Source organism: Oleiphilus sp. HI0123 (genome assembly GCF_001635315.1).
In genome coordinates this window covers 1-493 of record NZ_LWGE01000900.1, presented here as the reverse complement: position 1 = coordinate 493, position 493 = coordinate 1, and the positions used below count along the sequence as shown (strand labels likewise).

Genomic DNA, 493 nt, shown 5'->3' with positions numbered 1-493 from the left:
GGCTCTGCTTGGGTAAGATCAGCACTCCAAATCGAACCATCACTAAACCCTAAGTAGAGTAAATTACTATTGGTGCGCGCGTAATTAGCGGAGGTAATTCTCGCATCTATATCGCCTTTCCCGATTGCCTTGGTAAACCTTCCTTGATCAGCTTGAAATCTAATTACTTCAGGCCAAGTATCGTTAAAAAATAAAACTTCCTGCTTACTAGATTCGTCTATTTGAGGTTCAAAGCTCACTTTGATCTCATCAGCTTTATTTCTGGCTAGCCATGTGGCATAACACGTCCCCTGAGGAACGAAAGACTCAGAAGCATTTTTGTTGTACGCTAACAAATCATCAGGGTATAAAACCTGATATAAGGTCTTATCGTCAATAGCTAGTGAAGACTCCTCTTCACGATCTAAAACCCCATCGTTATCGGTATCAGAGCTTGACGGGTCGGTAAGCGTAAGAGCAACTTCGACACCATCGCTAAGCTGATCACCATCAC

1 protein-coding gene is annotated in these 493 nt (G+C 42.8%); it reads right to left on the bottom strand.

Going from position 1 to position 493, the window contains the following annotated elements; all coding sequences use genetic code 11:
• Positions 1 to 493 (bottom strand): hypothetical protein (locus A3761_RS27395; protein WP_197472953.1); only part of this gene is annotated, 493 nt, incomplete at both ends.